Here is a 21,969-nt window from a genome sequence, read left to right as displayed (position 1 = left end):
CGCGGTGTACCGGGTGGAAGCGGGCGTACCGTGCCGTTCTGAACGACCGGGTACGCCCGATCCGACCAGGTACGCCCGGAAGCACCAGGCCACGCCAGGCCCGAGAAGACCAGGTACGCCCGAAAGCACCCGGCTCGCCGCGCCCGCCCGACCCGCGCGCGCCCGGTCCCGCGCTCGGCCCGCGGTGTACCGGGTGGAAGCGGGCGTACCGTGCCGTTCTGAACGACCGGGTACGCCCGATCCGACCAGGTACGCCCGAAAACCCACGCCCCGCCCCTCCCCGGCCCGCCCCGGCAGCCCCGCCAGCCTCGCCCGCACCCGACCCGCTACGCGCGCAGCGCCTCGACCGCCTTGTCGATCCGCCGCTGCCGCGTCTCCGGCGCCTTCGCCTGCACGACCGGGTCCACGAGCGCCCGCTGCCGCGAGTTCGACAGCGTGTCGAACGCCGCCCGGACCCCGGCCTCGTGCAGCGCCGTCTCGAGGTCGGCGGGCAGGTCGACCACCCGTGGCAGGGTGTCGACCTCGAGCGTGACCTCGACGGTGTCCCCGGCCGCGACCCCGGCGGCCTCACGGTGCGAGGCGGACAGCGGTACGAGGAACTGCTCGTTCATGACCCCGACGGTCGAACGGTACGTGTAGCCCCCGTTGATCGTGACGACCACGGACGGGCGCTTCCCGGAGCCGAGCGCCTCGATGACGGACGGCGGGACCGGCAGTCCGGTAGCCGTCTTCCGTGCTTGCAGGACCGTCGTCGTGAACTGCATCCGTGCCTCCAGGCCCATCCGAATCAGCAAGAGCGAGCAAACCGTACAGCCGCACCGGCTGTTCCGCCAGCGTTCACCGCTGGAGCAGACGCCGGAAACCGGCCGCGTCCACGATCGTCCCGAACCGAACCCGGACCCCCACCCGAAAGGCACTCCCCGTGCAGCACAAGCGCACCCTGGCCGGCATCGCCCTGGCCGCCGCCGCGATCGTCACCCTCGCCGGATGCTCGGCGACGAGCTCCGCCAGCACGACCAAGGACGACACCGACTGGAAGACCGCCACGAGCGCCGAGTCCGCCGGCGGCATGGACGCCCTCGTCAAGGCCGCCAAGTCCGAGGGGCAGCTCAACGTCATCGCGCTGCCGCCGTCGTGGGCCAACTACGGCAAGATCATCGACGGCTTCACCAAGAAGTACGGCATCAAGATCACCTCCGCGAACCCGAACGGGTCCTCCGCCGACGAGGTCGCCGCCGTGAAGTCGCAGAAGGGCCAGTCCACCGCGCCCGACGTACTCGACCTCGGCAACGCCGTGCTCCAGCAGAACCTCGACCTGCTGACGGACTACAAGGTCGCGAACTGGAGCGACATCCCGGACACCCTCAAGGACGAGGACGGCGCCTGGACCCGCGACTACACGGGCCTCATGTCGATCGGCTACGACTCGTCGAAGATCACGGACGCCCCGAAGGACCTGAACGACCTGCTCGGCTCCGAGTACAAGGGCAAGGTCTCCATCTCGGGTGACCCGACGCAGGCGAACCAGGCCGCCTCGGCCGTGTACCTCGCCGCGCTCGAGAACGGCGGCTCCGCGGACGACATCACCAAGGGCGTCGACTACTTCGGCAAGCTCAAGCAGGCCGGCAACTTCCAGAACGTGCTGCCGACGCAGGCGACGGTCGCCTCGGGTGAGACCCCGGTCGTCATCCAGTGGTCCTACAACAACCTGGCGTGGGGCCCGGCCGCCGGCACCTCCGGCAACAAGAACTGGAAGACGGTCGTCCCCGAGGGGCAGGCCCTCGGCTCGTACTACTCGCAGGCCATCAACAAGGACGCCCCGCACCCGGCGGCGGCACGCCTCTGGCAGGAGTACATCGCCAGCCCGACGGTGCAGAACCTGTACCTGCAGGCCGGCGCCTTCCCGTCGACGCTCTCCGCGCTCGAGAAGTCGGGCAAGGTCGACCAGGACGCCCTCGACGCAGCCGGTGGCGCGCCGAAGGACTACGTCGAGCTGACGGACGACCAGGCCACGGCCGCCGCGAAGGTCCTGTCGGCCAAGTGGGCCTCGACGATGGGGTCCTGAGCAGCATGACCACCGCATCGGCGGGCCCCGCCGCCACCAGCGTGGCCCCCGCCCCGGCGATCACCGCCGATGCAGCCGACCGCCGCGTCGCCGGGCACCGCGCCCGGCGCCGCGGCGGCCTCGCCTGGCTCGGCCTCACCCCGTTCGCCGCGTACGTCCTGCTCTTCCTGGCCGTCCCCGCCGTGATCGCGGTGGGCAGCGGCTTCTTCGACGGGTCCGGGGGGTTCACGCTCGCGAACCTCGCCGCCTTCGCCGACCCGTCGGTCATCCGTGCCTTCGTCGGGTCGTTCGGCCTCTCCGCCGTCTCCGCCGTCGTCGGTGCGGTCGTCGGGGCGATCGTGTGCTGGGCGCTCGCCGCGCTCCGGCCCGACGGGCTCGTCCGGTCGATGATCGACTCCGCCGCGAGCGTCCTCGCCCAGTTCGGCGGCGTCATGCTCGCGTTCGCGTTCATCGCCACGATCGGCGCGCAGGGGCTCGTCACCGCGTGGCTGGTCTCCGCCTTCCACGTCGACCTCAACGCGAACGGGACGTTCCTCTACACGGTGCCCGGGCTCGTGATCCCGTACGTCTACTTCCAGGTGCCGCTGATGGTCCTCACGTTCATGCCCGCACTCGAGGGCGTCAAGACGCAGTGGGGCGAGGCCGCCGCCACGCTCGGTGCCTCCCGCCTGACGTACTGGCGGCGCATCGGTCTCCCCGTGCTCGCACCGGCGTTCTGGGGATCGCTGCTGCTGCTCTTCGCGAACGGATTCTCGTCGTTCGCCACCGCCGCGGCGCTCATCTCGCAGGGCGGGATCGTGCCGCTCACCATCCGCACGCAGCTCACGAGCGAGACGATCATCGGCCTGCAGAACGTGGCCGGGGTGCTCGCCTTCGGCATGGTCGTCGTCATGGCGGTCGTGATGAGTGGGTACGCGCTGCTCCAGCGTCGCGCCGCCAGGTGGCAGCGATGAGCGGGACGGGAGGCGCGACCCGCGTCCCACGCTTCGGCGTGGCCCCGTCACGGGTCACCGCCGCGATCGTGCTGATCGTGGTCGGCCTCGTGTTCGCCGTCCCCCTCGTCGCCCTCGCGCAGTTCACGTTCCGTCAGGGGACCGACGGCAGCCTGACCGTCGCGCACTACGCCGCCATCGCCGACCCGGTGAACGCCGCGACCTACCAGCCGGTGTTCGACGGGCTCGGCGCCTCGCTCGTCATCGCCCTCATCACCGTGGCGATCGTGCTGCTCGTGCTCCTGCCGGCGCAGATCATCACGGCCCTGCGGTACCCACGGCTCCGCCGCATCCTCGAGTTCGTCTGCATCGTCCCGATCACGGTGCCGGTCGTGGTGCTCGTCGTCGGGTTCATCCCCGTGTACCAGATCGTCGCGCAGGTCTTCGGGTCGGGGGCCTGGACCCTGGCGTTCGCGATCGGGATCGTCTCGTTGCCGTTCGCGTTCCGGCCGATCGCCGCAGCCATCACCGCGATGGACATGACCGTGCTGTCCGAGGCCGCCAGGTCGCTCGGCGCCTCGTGGTGGACGGTGACGTGGCGGGTGCTGCTGCCGAACCTCCGCCGCGGCATCACGGCCGCGTGCTTCCTCACCATCACGGTGGTCCTCGGCGAGTACACCCTCGCTTCGTTCCTGTCCCGCACGACGTTCCAGACCGCGCTCTTGCTTGTGCAGTCCACCGACCCGTACGTCGCGGCGATCTTCTCGCTCGGCGCCCTCGTGTTCGGCTTCGTGCTGCTCGTCGTCATCGGACGGGTCGGCGCCGCGCGCGTCGGCACTGCGCGCGTCGGCGCCGCCCGGGCCGGCACCGCCCGTCGATCCCGCACCAAGGAGTCCGCATGACCGTCACCGCCCCCGCCGCCCCCGCGTCGCTCTCGACTTCCGGGGCGACCGTCGAGCTCGAGGCCGTCGAGAAGCACTACGGCACCCACCGCGCCCTCGCCGGCCTGTCGCTCCGGGTCGAGCCGGGCGAGTTCGTCTCGCTCCTCGGCCCGTCCGGCTGCGGCAAGACCACGGCGCTCCGCGCGCTCGCCGGGCTCGAGGGCATCGACTCCGGCACCATCCGCATCGACGGCACGGACGTGTCGAGCGTGCCGGTCGACAAGCGGGACATCGGCATGGTGTTCCAGCAGTACTCGCTGTTCCCGCACATGACGGTGCGGCAGAACGTCGCCTTCGGGCTCGAGATGCGGAAGGTCCCCGCGGCCGCCCGCCGCGAACGGGTGATCGACGCGCTCGACATGGTCCACCTCGGCGAGTTCGCCGACCGGTACCCCCACCAGCTGTCCGGAGGCCAGCAGCAACGCGTCGCCCTCGCCCGCGCGCTCGTCACCCGGCCCCGTGTGCTCCTGCTCGACGAGCCGCTCTCCGCGCTCGACGCCAAGGTGCGGGTGTCCCTCCGCGACGAGATCCGCCGCATCCAGAGCGACCTCGGCATCACGACCGTCTTCGTCACGCACGACCAGGAGGAAGCGCTCGCCGTCTCGGACCGCATCGCCGTGATGCACGCCGGTGACATCGAGCAGATCGGCACGCCCGAGGAGCTCTACCGCTCCCCGTCCTCCGCCTTCACCGCGGACTTCGTCGGGCAGTCGAACCGGCTCCGCGGCGACCTGCGCGGCGGCGACGTGTTCGTGTACGGGTTCCGGGTGCCGGCGCTCGACGGCTCGGTGGCCGACGGGCCGGTGCTCGCGTACGTCCGCCCGGAGGACGTCGCGTTCGCCCCCGACGGCGTCTCGGGGACGGTCGTCGCGTCGAGCTTCCTCGGCTCGATCCGCCGCACGACGGTCCGGCTCGACGACGACACGGTCGTCACCGTGCAGCACGAGGTCGGCGACCGGCGCGTGGCCGGCGACGCCGTCGCCGTGCGGCTGCTCGGCGCCCCCGTCGCGGTCGCGCCCCTCGCCTAGGCGGCCGCCGACCCCCGGCCCCCGGCCGCCCCGAGTCTCGCGCTGAGCGACAGTTTTCGCGGTCGTCGGCCCGAGAAGTGTCGCTCACACCGAGACTCGGCGCCGCGCCTCCAGGCCGTCAGCGCTGGAAGCGGGCGGCGGGGCCGCCGGACAGGGCCGCCTCGATGCGCGCGAGCATGTTCGCGGGCATCTCCGGCAGCGCGTCGAGCGGCGCCCAGAACGCCTCGGTGTTCTCCCCGTCGGCCGGGAACGGCTCCCCGGAGACGTACCGGCACGCGAAGACAAGGTCGAGGTACTGCGCCCGGTCGCCGTTGCCGTAGGTCATCTCGGGCAGCACCTGCACCCACGCCAGGCGTTCGGCGACGGCGACGACGTCGGCCTCCTCCAGGACCTCGCGCTCGGCGGCGACCGCGGGTTCCTCGCCGGGATCGACGATGCCCGTCACCGGGGTGAACGCACCCGTGTCGGCACGGCGGACGACGAGGAGTTCGCGCTCTTCGCCCTCGCCGCGGGTGACCACGGCGGTCACCCCCGTGAGCCAGAGCGGATCGGTGCCGATCTTCGCGCGGAGGGACAGGACGAAGTCAGGCGTGGGCATGCGACCACGCTACCGACACGCCCCTGTCGCGGACTGGTCATGACCAGTAGGCTGTCCCCGTGGAGATCATCATCCTGCCCACGCCGGAAGAGGTCGGCCGCGTCGCCGCGGCCAAGATCGCCTCCGTCGTCGCGAAGAAGCCGTCCGCCGTCATCGGAGTCGCCACCGGCTCCAGCCCGCAGGGCATCTACACCGACCTGCAGCGTCGCGTCGAGGCGGGTGACATCTCGTTCGCGGAGGCCCGAGCGTTCGCCCTCGACGAGTACGTCGGCATCCCGCTCGAGCACCCCGAGTCGTACGCGAGCGTCATCGCCCGCGACGTCATCGGCCCGCTCGGGTTCGACCCGTCGCGCGTGCGGGTGCCGGACGGTCGCGCCGCCGACCTTGAGTTCGCCGCGAAGGAGTACGACGCCGCGATCCGTGCCGCCGGCGGGGTCGACGTGCAGATCCTCGGCATCGGGGCGAACGGGCACATCGGGTTCAACGAGCCGACGTCGTCGTTCGCGTCCCGGACCCGCATCAAGACCCTCGCGCCGTCCACCCGCGAAGCGAACGCCCGGTTCTTCGACTCCCTCGAGCAGGTGCCCACGCACTGCATGACGCAGGGGCTTGGCACCATCCTCGACGCCCGTGAGCTCGTCCTCGTGGCGCAGGGCTCGTCGAAGGCCGACGCCGTCGCCGCCGCGGTCGAGGGGCCGCTGTCGTCGTTCGTCCCCGGGTCCGCGCTGCAGCTGCACCAGCACGCGACCGTCGTGGTCGACGAGGAAGCCGCGGCCGGCCTGCAGCTCGCCGACTACTACCGGTACACGTACGCGAACAAGCCGGCCTGGCAGCGCTTCGAGTAGGACCCCGGCTCAGCCGTCTGCACGTCGCGACCACGCGGCGTGCAGACGGCTGAGTCCTTCGTCGAGGGTCTCCGCCGAGCAGCCGAAGTTCAGGCGCAGGTGGCCGGAACCCTGCCGTCCGAAGTCCAGGCCGCGGCCGAGCGCGACCTTCGCCTCGTCGACGAGCGCGGTCGCGGGGTCGTCGCCCCACGGGAGCGCGCGGAGGTCGAGCCACGCGAGGTACGACGCCTGCGGCTGCCGGTAGCCCGAGCCGGGCAGGACGTCGCCGAGCCGCTCGGCCAGCGTGCGCCGGTTCGCGGCCAACTCGGTGAGGAGCGACGCGAGCCACGGGCCGCCCTCGCGGAACGCGGCCACGCTCGCGGTGTAGCCGAGGATGCCGGTGCGCTCGACCACCTCGGTCGGCATCCCGTCGAACCAGGCGCGTGCCCGGTCCGAGGCGCCGACCATGAGCGCGCACTTCGTTCCGGCGAGGTTCCACGCCTTGCTCGCACTCGTCAGGGCGACGCCGAGCTCCGCCGCCTCGGGGCACGAGTCGAGGAACGGCGTGAAGACCGCGTCGGCGTGCACGAGGGGCGCGTGGATCTCGTCGGACACCACCACGGCGTCCCACTCCGCGGCCAGCCGGGCGAGGGCAGCGAGGTCGTCGCGGGAGTGCACGAGCCCGAGCGGGTTGTGCGGGTTGCAGAGCAGGACCGTCCGGGCACCGTCGGAGAACGCCCGGGCGATGCCGTCGAGGTCCATCCGCCAGCCGGCCGTGGTGTCGAAGGGGTCGGCCGGGCCGTCCGGTGCGAGGAGCGGCACCTCGGTCACGGAGCCGCCCGCCTCGGTCACGTACTCCCAGAACGGCGGGTACACGGGCGGCATGATGACGACCTGGTCGCCCGGCTCGATGACCCGGCGGAGGGTCTCGACCGCTGCGACCGAGACGTCCGTGGTGGTCCGGACGAGGTCGGGGTCGACGTGCCAGCGCCAGCGGTCCTCGGCGAAGTCGGCGAAGGCCTCTGGGAGGACCCGGCGGTGGCCGACGTACCCGGTGTCCCCGTTGGTGACGGCCGCCACGAGGGCGTCCCGCACGGGTTCGGCGAGCTGGCTGTCCATCTCGGCGACGAACATCGGCAGCACGTCCGGCGGGTAGGCCGTGTACTTCTCGCTCGTGCGGGTGCGGAGGGCATCGAACGTGGAGACCATGACGCTCATGGGCCCATCCTCGCAGCCGGATCCGGAACTCGGCAGTGACGTCGACCGATCGTGGTGCTATGTTTGCGCGCGCAACAAATCCCGGACGAGGACGTCGGAGGACGCGCGATGACGCACGGCACAGAGCACCGCTTCGGTGAGACGACCCTGACGATCGTCGACGGTACGGGCAGGCCGCTGCCCGGAGTCGACCTGACCGTCGAACAGACCCGCCACGCGTTCGGCTTCGGCAACATCGGCTTCGACTTCATCGGGCTCGCGAACGGTGAGCCCGACGTCGGCACGGAGCACCTGGCGGACCTCTTCACCGACGTCTTCAACACCGCGACCCTGCCGTTCTACTGGGGCCGCTTCGAACCGGAGCGCGGCGCCCCGGACACGGACCGCCTCCGCGCGACGGCGGAGTGGTTCCGCGCACGGGGCACTGCTCTGAAGGGCCACCCGCTCGTCTGGCACACCGTGCAGCCGGACTGGCTCCTCGGCCTCCCGCTGGACGAGGTCGAACGGCTGCAGCGCGAACGGATCCGCCGTGAGGTCACGGGCTTCGCCGGGCTCGTCGACACCTGGGACGCGATCAACGAGGTCGTCATCATGCCGGTGTTCGACAACGGCGACAACGCGATCACGCCGCTCGCCCGGGCGAAGGGCCGCATCCCGATGATCCGGATGGCCTTCGAGGAAGCGCGGGCCGCGAACCCGCACGCGACGCTCCTCCTCAACGACTTCGACCTCTCGAGCGCGTACGAGTGCCTGATCGAGGGCGTCCTCGAAGCGGGGGTGCAGATCGACGCGATCGGGCTGCAGACCCACATGCACCAGGGCTACTGGGGCGAGGAGACGATGCTCGCGATGGTGGACCGGTTCGCCCGCTACGGACTGCCGCTGCACCTGACCGAGACGTCGCTGGTCTCGGGCGACCTGATGCCGGCCCACATCGTCGACCTCAACGACCACCAGGTGCCGTCGTGGCCGTCGACCCCGGAGGGAGAGGCGCGCCAGGCCGACGACCTCGAGCGGCACTACCGCAGCCTCGTCGGCCACCCGTCCGTCGAGGCGATCACGTACTGGGGCATCACCGACGCCGGCGCGTGGCTCGGCGCACCGATCGGGCTCGTCCGCGCCGACGGCACCCCGAAGCCCTCGTACGACGTGCTCCGCCGCCTGGTCAAGGAGGAGTGGTGGCTCGGTCCGACGACGCTCCGCACCGACGAACGGGGTCAGGTGCGGGTGCAGGGGTTCCGCGGCGACTACCGGGCGGAGGTCCGGGGGAGCTCGACGGCGTTCACCGTCACGGCCGACGACGACGCCAGCGCGCAGATCGTCGTGTGACCGTCGGGCTCAGCCGAGCTCACGCCCCGCGCCCCACACCCGCTGCACCTCGAACGACGGCGACATCGCCACGAGGTCCGCGGCGAACCCTGGAGCCAACCGGCCCAGCCGGTCGCCGAGCCCCAGCGCGGCCGCCGGCACGCTCGTCAGCGCCGCCACCGCGTGGGGCAACGACTGTCCGGCGAGGGTGACCGCGTTCCGGAGTGCCACGTCCTGCGTGAGCGTCGACCCTGCGATGGTGTCCGTCCCCGCGACGTGGGCGACCCCGTCCGTGACCGTCACCGCGAGCGAACCCAGCGTGTACGACCCGTCGGCGGCTCCCGCTGCGCCCATGGCGTCGGTGATGAACGCCACGCGGTCCGGGGCCGCACGCATGAGCATCGACGCCACCACGGGGTGCACGTGCACGCCGTCGAGGATCAGCTCGAGCGTCACCCGGTCGTCCGCCACCGCGGCCGCGATCGGACCGGGAGCACGGTGGTGGATCCCCGGCATGGCGTTGAACGCGTGCGTGAGGACGGTCGCACCGGCGTCGAAGGCCGCTCGGGCCTGCTCGTACGAGCAGACGGTGTGCCCGACGGCGACGACGACACCCGCGTCGACGAAGCGCTCGATCGCGGCCAGCGCCCCCGGGAGCTCCGGCGCGATCGTGATCTGCCGCAGCACGCCCGCACCCGCCGCGAGCACCGCGGAGACGGCGTCGGGGGTCGGGTCGATCAGGAACGACTCGTTGTGCGCGCCCTTGTTGTGCGGGGAGAGGAACGGCCCCTCCAGGTGCGCCCCGAGCACGAGCGGGTCGTCCGCCATCACGGTGCGCACCCGGTCGAGCGACGCCTCGAGCGCCGAGACCGGGTTCGCGACGAGGGACAGGACGGACCGGGTCGTGCCGTGCGCCCGGTGTGCGGCGAGGGCGGCCGCGAACGAGTCGTCCTCGTACGCCTCGGTCGCACCGCCGTGGCCGTGCAGGTCGATGAAGCCGGGCGTCAGGACCGCGTCGCCGAGGTCGACGACGTCGTCGACCGAGGTCGCCGCAGGGGTATCGGGGCCGGAGCCGACCGCGCTGATGGTGTCGCCCGACAGCAGGACCCAGCCGTCGGCGGTGGAGCCGGCCGCGTCGACGACGCGGGCCGCACGGACCAGGGTGCGGTGCGCCTCCAGGCCGGTCGGGAGGCGCGGCGCGGTCACGCGGTCTCCTTGCGGAACGCGATCACGCCGCTCAGGGCCGCGATCACGATGAAGACGAGGCCCACGACGGGGTGCCCGATCGAGATCCAGCAACTCCCCGCCGCGACCACCAGCGCGACCTCGACGATCGTCTTGCCGACGACGTCCGTCTGGATCGGAGAGGCCGGGGACCGGAAGAAGTACCAGACCAGCGCCGCGAACACCGGGGCCCCGACCATGAAGAGGATCCCCGGCATCGGGAACGGCCACGCGATGTAGCCCCAGTACGCCAGCGACACGAGCCCGAACGCGCAGACGACGATGCGGAGCACCCGCCAGCCGTCGAACTCGCGGCGGGGCTTGCCGATCGCGGACGGATCGGGGACCTCGCCCCAGTCGACCGGGGACTGCGGACCGTTCGTCATGGTGCTGCCTACTTGAAGATGATGGTGCGGGCGCCGTCGAGGAGGACGCGGTCCTCCGCGATCCAGCGCACCGCCTGGGTGAGGGTGCGGGACTCCTCGTCCTGCCCGATCGACACGAGGTCCGCGGGGTCCTTCGTGTGGTCGACGCGGACGACGTTCTGCTCGATGATCGGGCCCTCGTCGAGGTCGCTCGTGACGAAGTGCGCCGTCGCACCGATCAGCTTCACCCCGCGGGCGTGCGCCTGCCGGTACGGGTTCGCACCCTTGAAGCCGGGCAGGAACGAGTGGTGGATGTTCACCGCGCGACCCTCGAGCGCCGCGCACAGCTCCGGCGACAGGATCTGCATGTACCGGGCGAGGACGACGAGCTCGATGTCGTGCTCCTCGACCGCCTGCAGGATCCGGCGCTCCATCGCCTGCTTCGCGGCGGCGTCGGTCACGGGGCGGTGCTCGAACGGCACGGAGTAGAACGCCGCGAGGTCCGAGAGGTCCGCGTGGTTCGACAGTACGAGGGGGACCTCGATCGGGAGCTGCCCGCCGCGCTGCCGGTAGAGGAGGTCGTTGAGGCAGTGCCCGGCCTTCGACACGAGCACCAGCGTGCGGAGCGGCCGGCCGACGACGTCGAGCTGCACGCGGGCGGCGTAGCGCTCGGCGACGGGGGCGATCGCGGCTTCGAACGCGGCGCGGTCGACCGGGGCCATGACCTGCAGGCGCATGAAGAAGGTGTTCGTGTCGACGCTCGAGAACTGCTGCGACTCCGTGATGTTGCCGTTCGCCGCCACGACCGCTCCGGAGACGGCGTGCACGATCCCGGGCTGGTCGTCGCAGACCAGGGTGAGGGTCCAGTGCGTGGGGGGCGCGTCGATCGGGTCGGTCACCGGTTCAGGCTACCGGGCCTGGTGCGGGGAGCGGCTTCCCGAGGGCGCGGTCGGCGATGGTCAGGACGCTGAGGAGCACCCCGACCCCGATGATCACCCAGGCGAGCACGTGCAGGTCGGGGGTGGTCGGGGCCTGACCGAAGACACCGCCGATGAGCGAGGACGCCCCGATCGCGCCGATGTAGACGCTGGTGCGGGAGAGCCCGGCGGCGGTGCCGATGTACTCCGACGGCACGACCCGGTACAGCGCCGCCTGGTTCGACACGGACGCCAGGGCCTGCGGCACGCCGAACAGGGCCGGCGCGAGCACGAGCAGCAGCACGGGCGACCCGGCGTGCAGGAGCAGGAGCAGGAGCCCGCCGAGGACCGGCACGACGGCCGCGATGATCAACGGGATGCGCACGGCGGTCTTCCGCGCGACGAGGAACGACGCGACGCCGGCGACCAGGGCCGCTGGCAGCTGGAGGTACCCGGCGACGTCGCTCGAGTACCCGGCGACGTCCTGCACCCACTGCGAGAAGCCGTACGTCATCGTGTACGCCAGCAGGTAGGCCAGGAACAGTCGCACGTAGGTCCGGGACAGTGCGCCGTTCCGCGCCAGCAGCCGGACGTCCACGAAGGGCTTCCGCGCGCGGAGCTCCCACAGCACGAGCGCCGCGAGCAGCACGATCGCGACGCCCAGCAACCACCAGAGGCCGGCGGACAGGTCGAGCAGGAACACGAGCAGCGCCGACACCGCGCCGGTCATGAGCAGCATGCCGAGCGGGTCCAGTGCGGTGAGGACGGGCAGGTCCTCGTCGCTGCGGGGGCGGAGCTTGTCGGACGGCAGCCAGAGCGCGGACACGACGATGCCGAAGACGGCGAGCGGCACGTTGACCAGGAAGATCGCGTGCCACCCGAAGGCCGCGATGAGTGCGCCCCCGAGCGGCGGGCCGGCGGCGGCCGACACGAGCGAGGTGATCGACAGCGCGCCGAGCACGAGCGACGGGGTCGGCTTGCCGATGCGGGCCGAGTGCTGGCGGAGGGTGGTGAGCGCCGCCGGGTAGGCCGAGGACGTACCGATGCCGATGAGCACGCGCGCGAACACCGCACCGCCGAAGCCGGTCAGGAACTCGGGCACGATGCCCGCGACGCCGACGATGACGAGCCCCGTGAGGAAGACCTTCTTCGGCCCGAACCGGTCGGCGAGCTTCCCCATCGTCGGCTGGGCGATCGCACTCGCGAGGTAGAGGGCGGCGACGAGCCAGATCGCCTGCGCCGCACCGATCCCGAGGTCGCGGGAGATCGGCGCGAGGGCGACCGACACCATCGTGGTGTTGATCGGGTTGAGCAGCGGGCCGACCAGGACGGGGACGAGCAGCTTCGGGCCGAAGCCACTGCCCTTCGGGCCGGTCGCCGGCGTGACGGGGGTGGAGGCGGTTGCGGTGGACGTGACGGTCAGTCCTTCAGGGTTCGACGACGGGGCCGAGGATGGCGATCGACCGCGCGACGGTGGCGCGGTCGTCGGGGTCGAGGGACGCCAGCCGTTCGGCGAGCAGGCGGGTGCGGGAACGGTGCGAGTCGTCACGCGCGGTGCGCCCGGCGTCGGTGGCGCTGACGATCGTGCGGCGGCCGTCCTCGGGGTCGGGCTCCCGCGTGACGAGGCCGAGGTCGACCAGGGCCTGGACGGTCGCCCCCATCGACTGCGGCCGGACGCCCTCGGCGCGGGCGAGCTCGGCCGTGGTCGTGGCACCGTCCCGGATGAGCCGGCCGAGGACGGCGGACTGGGAGGCGGTGACGTCGTCGACCTTGCCGACGAGCGTGGTGCGGCGGATCTTGCCGTACAGCGTGAGCAGCTCCCCGGCGAGTTCGTCCGTCGCGCGTGATTCCATACCGACACGGTACTACTTCAGCAGGTGGACTTGCAAGGCAACCTGTCGATCACCGGAGCCGGCGGGGCGGAGGCGATCCGCGCCTCCCGGCCGACCGTCAGTGCGACGCGCTGAGCGTCTCGACCAGGTGCTCCTGCACGTACCCGAGCCAGTCGTAGACGTCCCGCAGGCCGACGCCGGCGTCCGACGTGTACGACCGTTCCTCGGTGGCGGCGTCCACGATGCCGAGCCGGTCCGCGATCGTCAGCCGCAGGTCCGTCAGGCAGCGGAGCCAGGCCTGCTCGTCCTCGACGGTGAACGCCCCGTCCCGCGCACCCGTCAGCCAGGCGTGCACCGTCGACGCGTTCGTCGTCTTCTGCGCGAGCAGGTCCGACTCGGTCCACCGGCGGAACTCGGCGCTCGCGTCGGCGTCACCGCGGTAGGCGTCCGGGAACATCCGCGCCGCGACCGGGTCCGACGCCAGGTCGCCGGCGAGGACCTGCTGCAACTGCTCGGTGAGCGACGTGAGGACGGAGCGCTCGCCGGAGGACATGCCGAGGTGCACGCCGTCGCGGCGGCGGACGAACGGGATCACGGCGTCGGGGCCTTGTCCACGGAGGCCTGCAGACCGTAGCCGTGCATCGCCTCGACGTGGGCCTCCATCGCCTCGCGCGGGCCCGTCGCCACGATCGCGCGTCCCTCGTCGTTCACCTGGCGCATCAGCCGCTCGGCCTTGGGCCGGGGGAACCCGAAGTACTGCTGGAAGACGTAGGTGACGTAGGACATGAGGTTCACGGGGTCGTCCCACACCACCGCGACCCACGGGGAGTCCGGTCGGACGTCGGCGCGGGCGTCGGTGCGCTCGTCCACGTCGGGCGTCAGCAGGGTCATGCACCCAGGGTGACACGAACCGGCTCGCTCGGTACGATCGGGGGGTCGCGACTGGCGTTGGATGGGTCACCATCGGGGAGCGACACCTGACACGGTGCGCGGCCGTACGCCTGGGCCGCGCCCCACCGTCCACCTCGTCGCGCTCGTGCGCGGCGGACAGACAACGAGGAGTCCCGTGTCCATCACCGATCTGCCCCCAGCAGCCACCGCTTCGACGTTCAACGCCCCGCTCAGCGAGGTCGACCCCGAGATCGCGAAGGTCCTCGAGCAGGAGCTCGGCCGTCAGCGCGACACCCTCGAGATGATCGCGTCCGAGAACTTCGTGCCGCGCGCCGTGCTCGAGTCGCAGGGCTCGGTGCTCACGAACAAGTACGCCGAGGGCTACCCGGGCAAGCGCTACTACGGTGGCTGCGAGTTCGTCGACGTCGCCGAGCAGCTCGCCATCGACCGGGCGAAGGCCCTCTTCGGCGCCGCGTACGCGAACGTGCAACCGCACTCCGGTGCCAGCGCGAACGCCGCCGTCCTGCACGCCATCGCCTCGGCCGGCGACACCATCCTCGGCCTCGAGCTCGCCCACGGCGGCCACCTGACCCACGGCATGAAGCTGAACTTCTCCGGCCGCATCTACAACGCCGTGTCGTACGGCGTCGACCCGGAGACGTTCGAGGTCGACTACGACGACATCCGCGCGAAGGCGATCGAGCACCAGCCCAAGGTCCTCATCGCCGGCTGGTCGGCGTACCCCCGCCAGCTCGACTTCGCGAAGTTCCGCGAGATCGCCGACGAGGTCGGCGCCACGCTCTGGGTGGACATGGCGCACTTCGCCGGGCTCGTCGCCGCGGGCCTGCACCCGTCGCCCCTCCCGCACGCCCACGTCGTGTCGTCGACGGTGCACAAGACCCTCGCCGGTCCGCGCTCCGGCCTGATCCTGTCGAACGACGAGTCGCTGTTCAAGAAGCTGAACTCGGCCGTGTTCCCGGGGCAGCAGGGCGGCCCGCTCATGCACGTGATCGCCGCCAAGGCCACCGCGTTCCTGCTCGCCGCGACGCCCGAGTTCAAGGACCGTCAGGAGCGCACGCTCCGGGGCGCCCGCATCCTCGCGGAGCGCCTCACCCAGCCCGACGCCCGCGCGGCCGGGATCGACGTGCTCACCGGCGGCACCGACGTGCACCTGGTCCTCGTCGACCTCCGCGAGTCCGAGGTCGACGGCAAGCAGGCCGAGGACCTGCTGCACGAGGTCGGCATCACCGTGAACCGCAACAGCGTGCCGTTCGACCCGCGCCCGCCGATGGTCACCTCGGGTGTCCGCATCGGTACCCCGGCGCTCGCGACGCGTGGCTTCGGGGACGCCGAGTTCACCGAGGTCGCGGACATCATCGCGCTGACGCTCATGCCGAACCCCGACGTCGAGGCCCTCTCGGCACGGGTGAAGGCCCTCACCGACGCGTTCCCGCTGTACGCGTGAGCGGTGTGGCTCCTTCCCTCGCGCCCCTGCCGCGCGAGCGCTGGGCCGGGGAAGGCTCTGCCGTCCGCATCGACGGCACCGCCCTCGCCGCCCGCACGCTCGACGACCTGAAGCTCCGCATCGACCGGCTGCACGACCACGGGTTCCGACCCGGCCTCGGCACGATCATGGTCGGGCAGAACCCCGGGTCCGTGTCCTACGTCGCCGGCAAGCACCGTGACTCGGCGCAGATCGGGCTCGACTCGGTGCGCATCGACCTGCCGGAGACGGCGAGTGCGGCCGACATCCGGGCCGCGATCCTGCAGATGAACGACGACCCCCGGGTCACCGCGTTCATCGTGCAGCTCCCGCTGCCGTCCGGCATCGACCCGACGCCGATGCTCGAGCTGATGGACCCGGCGAAGGACGCCGACGGCCTGCACCCGACGAACCTCGGCGAGCTCGTGCTCGCCGTGCCCGGAGGCGCCGGCACCATCGACGCGCCCCTGCCGTGCACCCCGCGTGGCATCGTCGTGATGCTCGAGGCGTACGAGATCCCCATCCGGGGTTCACACGTCACGATCATCGGGCAGGGTCTGACCGTCGGCCGGCCCCTCGGTCTGCTGCTCACCCGGCTCGAGGCGACGGCCACCCTGACGCACTCGCTCACCGCCGACGTCGCGGCCGAGTGCCGGCGGGCGGACATCATCGTCGCTGCCGCCGGGGTCGCCGGACTGGTCGAGCCGGACTGGGTGAAGCCCGGTGCCGCCGTCATCGACGTGGGGATCACGCGTGTTGTGTCCCCGGAGACGGGGAAGGCGAAGTTGCGCGGGGACGTCGACCCCGCGGTCGCCTCGGTCGCCGGGTACCTGTCGCCCGTGCCCGGGGGCGTCGGGCCGATGACGCGCGCGATGCTGATGAAGAACGTGGTCGAGGCGGCCGAGCGGCACCTGCACTAGGGCGGCGCGGCGCTCGCTCGCGGCGCGGCGCTCGCGCGCGCGGTCGGCCGCTCGCGCGGGCGCTCGCTCCGAACCACGGAACCGACGTCGAACCAGCCCCGGGGCACGGTTCGACGTCGGTTCCGTGGTTCCACCCTCCGCGCGGGCACCGGCAGCGGCCTGGAGGCGCGGCTCGACCCGCCCCGTCGGTCCGGCCTCCCCAGTCGCTCGGTGCAGGGCCACCCCTCGGACGGGCGGTCCTGCTGCGGCCCGCTTCGCGCTACCGTGCGAGCATGACCACGCCCGCCGAGGAGCCCCGGACCCGGGAGTCACTGTTCACGACGGACAGCCGGAAGCTCGTCTGGATCACCCTGCTGTGTCTGTTCCTGCAGGTCCTGGCGCAGAACTGGTCGGCCGGCCCGCCACTGCCGGGCAGCACCGACGATCGTCAACTCGGGTTCGTGCAGTTCGGGGCCAGGCCGTGGATCGGGTGGGTGCTGCTCAGCGTCGGGTTCGCGTTCGCGGGGTTCGTCGTCGGGGTCGCACGTCGTGGTGCCTCGCGGTGGAACCAGGACCGCATCCTGGCGCTCGGCCTGGCAGGGGTCGTCGGGGTGACCGTCCTGGTGTGGGTGCTGTTCATCGTGCAGTACGAATGGGTGTACTGGGCCGTCGCGCACGGGAACCTGCACCCCTTCACGATCGGCGACGTCGCATGGTCGATCGAGCGGCTCGGGGACGCCCCGTGAGCGCCGAGCGGGGTGCTACGGTCGCGGACATGGGGGAGAACGTGCAGACCGCACCGGTGATGGCGGCACACGGTCGGAAGATGCGACCGCGGGGGTGGGGGCTCGCGCTGCTCGGTGTCGTCGCGCTCGTGCTGTCCCCGACGTCCACCACGTGGTCGGCCTCGGCGGAGTACGGCGGGACGGACGCCGACGGCAACTGGATCGACAACGCTGGGAACCCGGTCTCGAGCGCGCCGCCCACCGTGCACGTCGAGGGGCACGTGGCCCCCGTGGCGCTCGCCGTGTTGCTGCTCGTGGTCGTCGTCGGGGTGTTCCTGCCGCCGACGCTCGAGCGGTTCGGCCAGCGGGCGCTCGGGGACATCGTCCGGTACTCCGCGTACCTGGCAGCACCCGTCGTCGTCGTGGTCGGGGTCCTCGTCTACACCGTGTGGCAGGGCCACGTCGTGGTGGACCAGGTCCAGCACGAGGTCCTGCACCCGCACGGCTTCCCGTGGGGCGGCGTGACCGTCACGACGGGCCACATGACCCGCTGACGGACCGCGACTCAGTCGCGCCGGGCGCCCTGCGCGGCGTGCACGGTGAAGACGTTCGGCTCGCGGTACCCGGCCTCGGCGAAGGCGGCGGTGACCGCCGCGGTGATCGCTCCACGCGCCTCCTGGTCGACCAACGCGATCGCCGCACCACCGAACCCGCCGCCCGTCATCCGGGCGCCGACCGCACCGTGCTCGACGGCGGTCGCGACCGCGAGGTCGAGCTCCGGCACGGAGATCTCGAAGTCGTCGCGCATCGACTCGTGCGACGCGACGAGCAGCGCGCCGATCGCCCGCGGACCCTGTTCGCGCAGCGTGCGGACGGTGTCGAGGACGCGCTGGTCCTCGGTGACGACGTGCCGGACACGACGGAAGGTCTCGTCGTCGAGGAGTTCCTCGGCGCGGGGGAGGTCGTCGACGGACAGGTCGCGGAGCGCCTCGACGCCCATCGCCGCAGCGCCGCGCTCGCACGACTCACGACGGGCCTTGTAGCCGCCCGTGGCGTGCGCGTGTTCGACACGGGTGTCGATCACGAGGACCTCGAGCCCGTTCGCCTCGAGCGCGAGGTCGACGACCGCGGTGTCGAGCGTGCGGCAGTCGAGGAACACCACGGCGTCCTGCTCGCCGAGGAGCGACGCCGACTGGTCCATGATCCCGGTGGGGGCGCCGACCGCGTGGTTCTCGGAGTACTGGCCGACCCGGGCCAGGGTCTTGCGGTCGAGCCCGAGCTCCCAGAGGTCGTTGAAGGCGAGCGCGACGCCGCACTCGATCGCGGCGCTCGACGACAGGCCCGCGCCGACCGGCACGTCCGACTCGATGAAGACGTCGAACCCGGTCTTGTCGGTCAGGTCGGCGCCCGCCTGCTCGCGGAGTGCCCACGCGATGCCGAGGACGTACGCGGACCAGCCCTCCATCCGATCGGGCGCCAGCTCGTCGAGCGAGAGCGACACGGGCGGGTGTTCGGTGTCGAAGGCCGAGGCGACACGGAGGACCCGGTCCTCGCGCGGGGCGATCGATGCCGTCGTCCGGCGGTCGATGGCGAAGGGCAGCACGTACCCGTCGTTGTAGTCGGTGTGCTCGCCGATCAGGTTGACCCGGCCCGGAGCGGAGTACTGCACCGCGGGCTCGTACCCGTAGACCTGCTGGAACGTCATGCGCGTTCGATCCCTCCTCGGATGAACTCGGCCGCCTTCTCGGGCACGAGGTCCCCGATCCAGGCGCCCATGGCGGCTTCGCTGCCGGCCAGGAACTTCAGCTTGTCCGCCGCACGACGCGGCGACGTGATCTGCAGCATCAGCCGCACGGTGTCCCGGGCGGTGTGCACCGGAGCCTGGTGCCACGCTGCGATGTACGGGGTGGGGTCGCCGTAGAGCGCGTCCAGCCCGCGGGTGAGCCGGAGGTGCATGTGCGCGAGCTCGTCCTTCTCGGGGTCGGTGAGGCCCGCGAAGTCCGGCACGTGACGGTGCGGCAGCATGTGGACCTCGATCGGCCAGCGCGCGGCGAACGGCACGAACGCGGTGAAGTGCTCGCCGGCGAGGACGACCCGCTCGGACGCGCGCTCGTTCGCGAGGTGCTGCTCGAACAGGTCCGGACCGAAGCGCTCGATGCTCGCGAGCAGACGCTGGGTGCGCGGCGTGATGTACGGGTACGAGTAGATCTGCCCGTGCGGGTGGTGCAGGGTGACGCCGATCGCTTCGCCCCGGTTCTCGAACGGGAAGACCTGCTGGATCCCGGGCATCGCCGAGAGCGCCGCCGTGCGGTCGGCCCAGGCCTCGACGACCGTGCGGGCACGCGACTCCGAGATCGACGCGAAGGAGCCGGACGTCTCGGGGGAGAAGCAGACGACCTCGCACCGACCGACACTGCGGAGCTGCCGGTTCAGCCCGACGTCGCTGAGCGACTCGAGCGAGGTGGGTGCGTCGTCGGCTTCGAGCAGGGGACCGAACGACGGGGACCGGTTCTCGAACACGGCGACGTCGTAGCGACTGGGGATCTCCGACGGGTTCGCGGCCGTCTGGGGCGCGAGGGGGTCCTGGTCGGTCGGCGGCAGGAACACCCGGTTCTGCCGGCTCGCGGCGATGGAGACCCACTCGCCGGTGAGGACGTCCTGTCGCATCCGCGCGGTCTCGGGCCGGGGGTCGAGCACGCGCTGGTCGATGCTGCGTTCGGCGGGCAGCGTCGAGTCGGCGTCGTCGAAGTAGATGAGGTCGCGGCCGTCCGCGAGCTTCGTCACACGCTTGGTGATCACCGCACCACCCTACCCCCGATCCGAAGCGTTGCGAAAGCCACCGGAAGCAAGCGAAACTGTCCCCATGACGGACGACGACCTCTCCTTCCTCGCCGGTGCGCTCCCCGCGCCGCTGCGCCAGGACCGCATCGTCTCCATCGTCGAGGGCGCGCCGGGCCTGGTCCGCACGGCCGCTCTGGCAGCGGCGCTCGGTACCAGCGAGGTGACCGTCCGGCAGGACCTCGCCTCCCTCGACCTGGAGGCGCGGATCCGCCGGGTCCGTGGCGGTGCGGTCCGCCTCGGGGCCGGGTCCACCGAGCGTCCCTTCGAGGAGACCGCCGTCGAGCACCAGGTCGCGAAGGCGGCGATCGGCCGTGCCGCCGCAGCGCTCGTGCGGTCCGGCCAGTGCGTCGTGCTCGACGTCGGGACGACCCCGGCCGCCGTCGCGGAGGCCCTCGTCGCGCGGACTGACCTGGTGGACGTCACCGTCGTCACGAACTCGCTCACCACCGCGCTGACGCTCGAGCGTGCCGTACCGCGGTTCACCGTCGTCGTCACCGGCGGCACGCTCCGGCCGCTCCAGCACTCCCTCGTGGCGCCGTTCAACAACACGCTGCTGCCCCTCATCGCCGCGGACGTCGTGTTCCTCGGCGGCACCGGACTCGACGTCGGACACGGGCTCACGAACGTCAACCTGCCCGAGACCGAAGCGAAGCGCATGCTCGCGGCGACGGCCCGGCGTACGGTCGTGGTCGCGGACGGGTCGAAGTTCGGCCGGGCCCACATCGGGGTCGTCCGCGCGCTCCAGGACATCGACGTCGTCGTCACCGCCGAGACCACGGCGGACGCGGTCGCCCCCGTCCGGGCTGCCGGGGTCGAGGTGGTCGTGGCGGACGGCAGCGACGACACCGCCGGCTCGGACCCGGCACCGACCGGAAGGAACCACACCCCATGACCGCAGCAGCACCGACCGGAGGGCAGTACCACCTCCGCCACGCCGGCCCCGACGGGGTCGTCGAGGCGGTCGTGACCGAGGTCGCCGCCGGCATCCGCGAGCTCCGAGTCGCCGGGTTCGACCTCACCGAGCCGTTCCCCGTCTCGTCGCAGCCGCCCGGAGCCGACGGCATCGTCCTCGCACCGTGGCCGAACCGGGTCGCCGGCGGCGTGTGGGAGCTCGACGGCAAGCGCCAGCAGCTCGACGTCTCGGAACCCAAGTACGGCAACGCGTCGCACGGGCTGCTCCGCTTCGCGCCGTACCGCGTGGTGGGCCAGACGGAGTCGTCCGTGCAGCAGGAAGCGACGATCCACCCGCAGCACGGCTGGCCCTTCACCCTCGAGACCCGCGTGCACCACGAGCTCGTCGACGACGGCATCCGGATCACCCACGAGGTCGTGAACCGCTCGGGTGTCCGAGCACCGTTCGCGATCGGCGCGCACCCGTACCTCCGGGCCGGCGACACCCCCGCCGAGGACCTCGTCGTCCGCCTCGACGCCGCGACGGCCTTCACGGTCGACGAGCAGAAGATCCCGAACGGCACGGTGCCCGTCGACGGGACGCCGTACGACCTCCGGGGCGGGCTCCGTGCCGGGGACGCCGATCTCGACACCGCCTACCGGGACGTCACGCCCGACGCCGAGGGGGTCCGCCGGACGACGCTGCACGGACCGGAGGGCGACGGGGTCGAGCTCTGGCAGGACGAGTCGTTCCCGTACGTGCAGGTGTTCACCTCGCGGGAGTTCCCCCGGGGCGACGGCACCGGCCTGGCCGTGGCGGTGGAGCCGATGACGGCACCCGCGAACGCGCTCAACTCCGGGGAGGGGCTGCGCTGGCTCGAACCCGACGAGTCCTGGACCGGCACGTGGGGGATCCGCCGCGTCTGGTCCTGACCTCGGCCACCGCCCCCGCACACCACGAGCCGCACGCGAAGGACGCCGCCCCAC

At 72.0% G+C, this 21,969-nt stretch carries 24 protein-coding genes and 1 riboswitch; of the genes, 12 read left to right on the top strand and 12 right to left on the bottom strand.

Annotation, left to right across the window (positions count from 1 at the left end):
• Nucleotides 1–326 precede the first annotated feature (326 nt).
• A complete protein-coding gene (locus tag FS825_RS05035) occupies nt 327–764 on the bottom strand; it encodes a YdeI/OmpD-associated family protein (RefSeq protein WP_144711399.1) in 438 nt (145 codons plus the stop codon).
• Between the two features lie 158 nt (nt 765–922).
• Between FS825_RS05035 and FS825_RS05030 the strand changes: the two genes are divergently transcribed.
• Genes FS825_RS05030 through FS825_RS05015 form a run of 4 tightly spaced genes read left to right on the top strand, consistent with a single transcriptional unit; the run spans nt 923 to nt 4,966 of the window.
• Nucleotides 923–2,065: an ABC transporter substrate-binding protein gene (locus FS825_RS05030; RefSeq protein WP_144711398.1), complete on the top strand. Its 1,143-nt coding sequence runs from the start codon at nt 923–925 to the stop codon at nt 2,063–2,065.
• Nucleotides 2,066–2,070: 5 nt separating this feature from the next.
• Entirely contained in the window at nt 2,071–3,018 is a 948-nt protein-coding gene (locus FS825_RS05025) for an ABC transporter permease (protein WP_144711397.1), read from the top strand.
• A complete protein-coding gene (locus FS825_RS05020) occupies nt 3,015–3,899 on the top strand; it encodes an ABC transporter permease (RefSeq protein ID WP_144711396.1) in 885 nt (294 codons plus the stop codon). The genes FS825_RS05025 and FS825_RS05020 overlap by 4 nt, the downstream gene beginning before the upstream one ends.
• Complete coding sequence (locus FS825_RS05015; RefSeq protein ID WP_144711395.1) at nt 3,896–4,966, top strand: ABC transporter ATP-binding protein; 1,071 nt, start codon at nt 3,896–3,898, stop codon at nt 4,964–4,966. The genes FS825_RS05020 and FS825_RS05015 overlap by 4 nt, the downstream gene beginning before the upstream one ends.
• Nucleotides 4,967–5,084: 118 nt before the next feature.
• On the opposite strand, the gene FS825_RS05010 is transcribed toward FS825_RS05015, so the two are convergent.
• Nucleotides 5,085–5,564, bottom strand: coding sequence for an NUDIX hydrolase (locus FS825_RS05010; RefSeq protein WP_144711394.1), 480 nt, complete (start codon nt 5,562–5,564; stop codon nt 5,085–5,087).
• Between the two features lie 59 nt (nt 5,565–5,623).
• Here FS825_RS05010 and nagB point away from each other — a divergent pair, with 59 nt between their 5' ends.
• Nucleotides 5,624–6,409, top strand: coding sequence for a glucosamine-6-phosphate deaminase (gene nagB, locus FS825_RS05005; RefSeq protein ID WP_144711393.1), 786 nt, complete (start codon nt 5,624–5,626; stop codon nt 6,407–6,409).
• 9 nt (nt 6,410–6,418) lie between these two features.
• Here the strand turns inward: nagB and FS825_RS05000 are convergent, their stop codons facing one another.
• Entirely contained in the window at nt 6,419–7,606 is a 1,188-nt protein-coding gene (locus tag FS825_RS05000; RefSeq protein WP_144711392.1) for a MalY/PatB family protein, read from the bottom strand.
• A 108-nt stretch (nt 7,607–7,714) separates the two neighbouring features.
• On the opposite strand from FS825_RS05000, the gene FS825_RS04995 reads away from it, so the two are divergent.
• Nucleotides 7,715–8,935: an endo-1,4-beta-xylanase gene (locus FS825_RS04995; RefSeq protein ID WP_144711391.1), complete on the top strand. Its 1,221-nt coding sequence runs from the start codon at nt 7,715–7,717 to the stop codon at nt 8,933–8,935.
• A gap of 9 nt (nt 8,936–8,944) precedes the next feature.
• Here the strand turns inward: FS825_RS04995 and nagA are convergent, their stop codons facing one another.
• From nagA to clpS, 7 genes are all read right to left on the bottom strand, one after another.
• A complete protein-coding gene (gene nagA, locus FS825_RS04990) occupies nt 8,945–10,120 on the bottom strand; it encodes an N-acetylglucosamine-6-phosphate deacetylase (protein WP_186377079.1) in 1,176 nt (391 codons plus the stop codon).
• Complete coding sequence (locus tag FS825_RS04985; RefSeq protein ID WP_144711390.1) at nt 10,117–10,524, bottom strand: YrdB family protein; 408 nt, start codon at nt 10,522–10,524, stop codon at nt 10,117–10,119. The genes nagA and FS825_RS04985 overlap by 4 nt, the downstream gene beginning before the upstream one ends.
• Before the next feature lie 8 nt (nt 10,525–10,532).
• On the bottom strand, nt 10,533–11,402 hold the full coding sequence (gene purU, locus FS825_RS04980; RefSeq protein WP_260981024.1) for a formyltetrahydrofolate deformylase: 870 nt from the start codon (nt 11,400–11,402) through the stop codon (nt 10,533–10,535).
• A 4-nt stretch (nt 11,403–11,406) separates the two neighbouring features.
• A complete protein-coding gene (locus FS825_RS04975) occupies nt 11,407–12,735 on the bottom strand; it encodes an MFS transporter (protein WP_260981077.1) in 1,329 nt (442 codons plus the stop codon).
• Between the two features lie 112 nt (nt 12,736–12,847).
• Nucleotides 12,848–13,273 carry a MarR family winged helix-turn-helix transcriptional regulator gene (locus FS825_RS04970; RefSeq protein ID WP_144711388.1) on the bottom strand — a complete coding sequence of 142 codons (426 nt, stop codon included), beginning with the start codon at nt 13,271–13,273 and terminating at the stop codon, nt 12,848–12,850.
• Nucleotides 13,274–13,370: 97 nt separating this feature from the next.
• A complete protein-coding gene (locus tag FS825_RS04965) occupies nt 13,371–13,847 on the bottom strand; it encodes a DUF2017 family protein (protein WP_144711387.1) in 477 nt (158 codons plus the stop codon).
• The gene (gene clpS, locus FS825_RS04960) at nt 13,844–14,143 is read right to left on the bottom strand and encodes an ATP-dependent Clp protease adapter ClpS (protein WP_144711386.1); all 300 of its coding nucleotides are present in this window, start codon (nt 14,141–14,143) and stop codon (nt 13,844–13,846) included. The genes FS825_RS04965 and clpS overlap by 4 nt, the downstream gene beginning before the upstream one ends.
• Nucleotides 14,144–14,180: 37 nt before the next feature.
• A riboswitch (ZMP/ZTP riboswitch) is annotated at nt 14,181–14,266 on the top strand.
• A 58-nt stretch (nt 14,267–14,324) separates the two neighbouring features.
• Between clpS and glyA the strand changes: the two genes are divergently transcribed.
• The 4 genes from glyA (at nt 14,325) to FS825_RS04940 (ending at nt 17,804) form a co-directional block, all read left to right on the top strand.
• The gene (gene glyA, locus FS825_RS04955; protein ID WP_313960534.1) at nt 14,325–15,608 is read left to right on the top strand and encodes a serine hydroxymethyltransferase; all 1,284 of its coding nucleotides are present in this window, start codon (nt 14,325–14,327) and stop codon (nt 15,606–15,608) included.
• Nucleotides 15,609–15,613: 5 nt separating this feature from the next.
• Complete coding sequence (locus FS825_RS04950; protein ID WP_260981023.1) at nt 15,614–16,546, top strand: tetrahydrofolate dehydrogenase/cyclohydrolase catalytic domain-containing protein; 933 nt, start codon at nt 15,614–15,616, stop codon at nt 16,544–16,546.
• Between the two features lie 272 nt (nt 16,547–16,818).
• On the top strand, nt 16,819–17,271 hold the full coding sequence (locus FS825_RS04945) for a hypothetical protein (RefSeq protein WP_144711385.1): 453 nt from the start codon (nt 16,819–16,821) through the stop codon (nt 17,269–17,271).
• Nucleotides 17,272–17,300: 29 nt separating this feature from the next.
• Complete coding sequence (locus FS825_RS04940; RefSeq protein WP_144711384.1) at nt 17,301–17,804, top strand: hypothetical protein; 504 nt, start codon at nt 17,301–17,303, stop codon at nt 17,802–17,804.
• An 11-nt stretch (nt 17,805–17,815) separates the two neighbouring features.
• On the opposite strand, the gene galK is transcribed toward FS825_RS04940, so the two are convergent.
• The gene (galK, locus tag FS825_RS04935) at nt 17,816–18,955 is read right to left on the bottom strand and encodes a galactokinase (protein WP_144711383.1); all 1,140 of its coding nucleotides are present in this window, start codon (nt 18,953–18,955) and stop codon (nt 17,816–17,818) included.
• Nucleotides 18,952–20,049, bottom strand: a complete 1,098-nt coding sequence (gene galT / locus FS825_RS04930) for a galactose-1-phosphate uridylyltransferase (RefSeq protein WP_144711382.1) — start codon at nt 20,047–20,049, stop codon at nt 18,952–18,954. The genes galK and galT overlap by 4 nt, the downstream gene beginning before the upstream one ends.
• 64 nt (nt 20,050–20,113) lie before the next feature.
• Between galT and FS825_RS04925 the strand changes: the two genes are divergently transcribed.
• A complete protein-coding gene (locus tag FS825_RS04925; RefSeq protein ID WP_144711381.1) occupies nt 20,114–20,983 on the top strand; it encodes a DeoR/GlpR family DNA-binding transcription regulator in 870 nt (289 codons plus the stop codon).
• Nucleotides 20,980–21,915: an aldose 1-epimerase family protein gene (locus tag FS825_RS04920; protein WP_144711380.1), complete on the top strand. Its 936-nt coding sequence runs from the start codon at nt 20,980–20,982 to the stop codon at nt 21,913–21,915. The genes FS825_RS04925 and FS825_RS04920 overlap by 4 nt, the downstream gene beginning before the upstream one ends.
• The last annotated feature ends 54 nt before the right edge of the window (nt 21,916–21,969 follow it).

It is taken from the genome of Curtobacterium pusillum, assembly GCF_007680845.1.
Classification (GTDB): domain Bacteria; phylum Actinomycetota; class Actinomycetes; order Actinomycetales; family Microbacteriaceae; genus Curtobacterium; species Curtobacterium pusillum_B.
The sequence above is the reverse complement of the archived record's forward strand: the minus strand, read 5'-3'. Positions and strand labels throughout refer to the sequence as shown.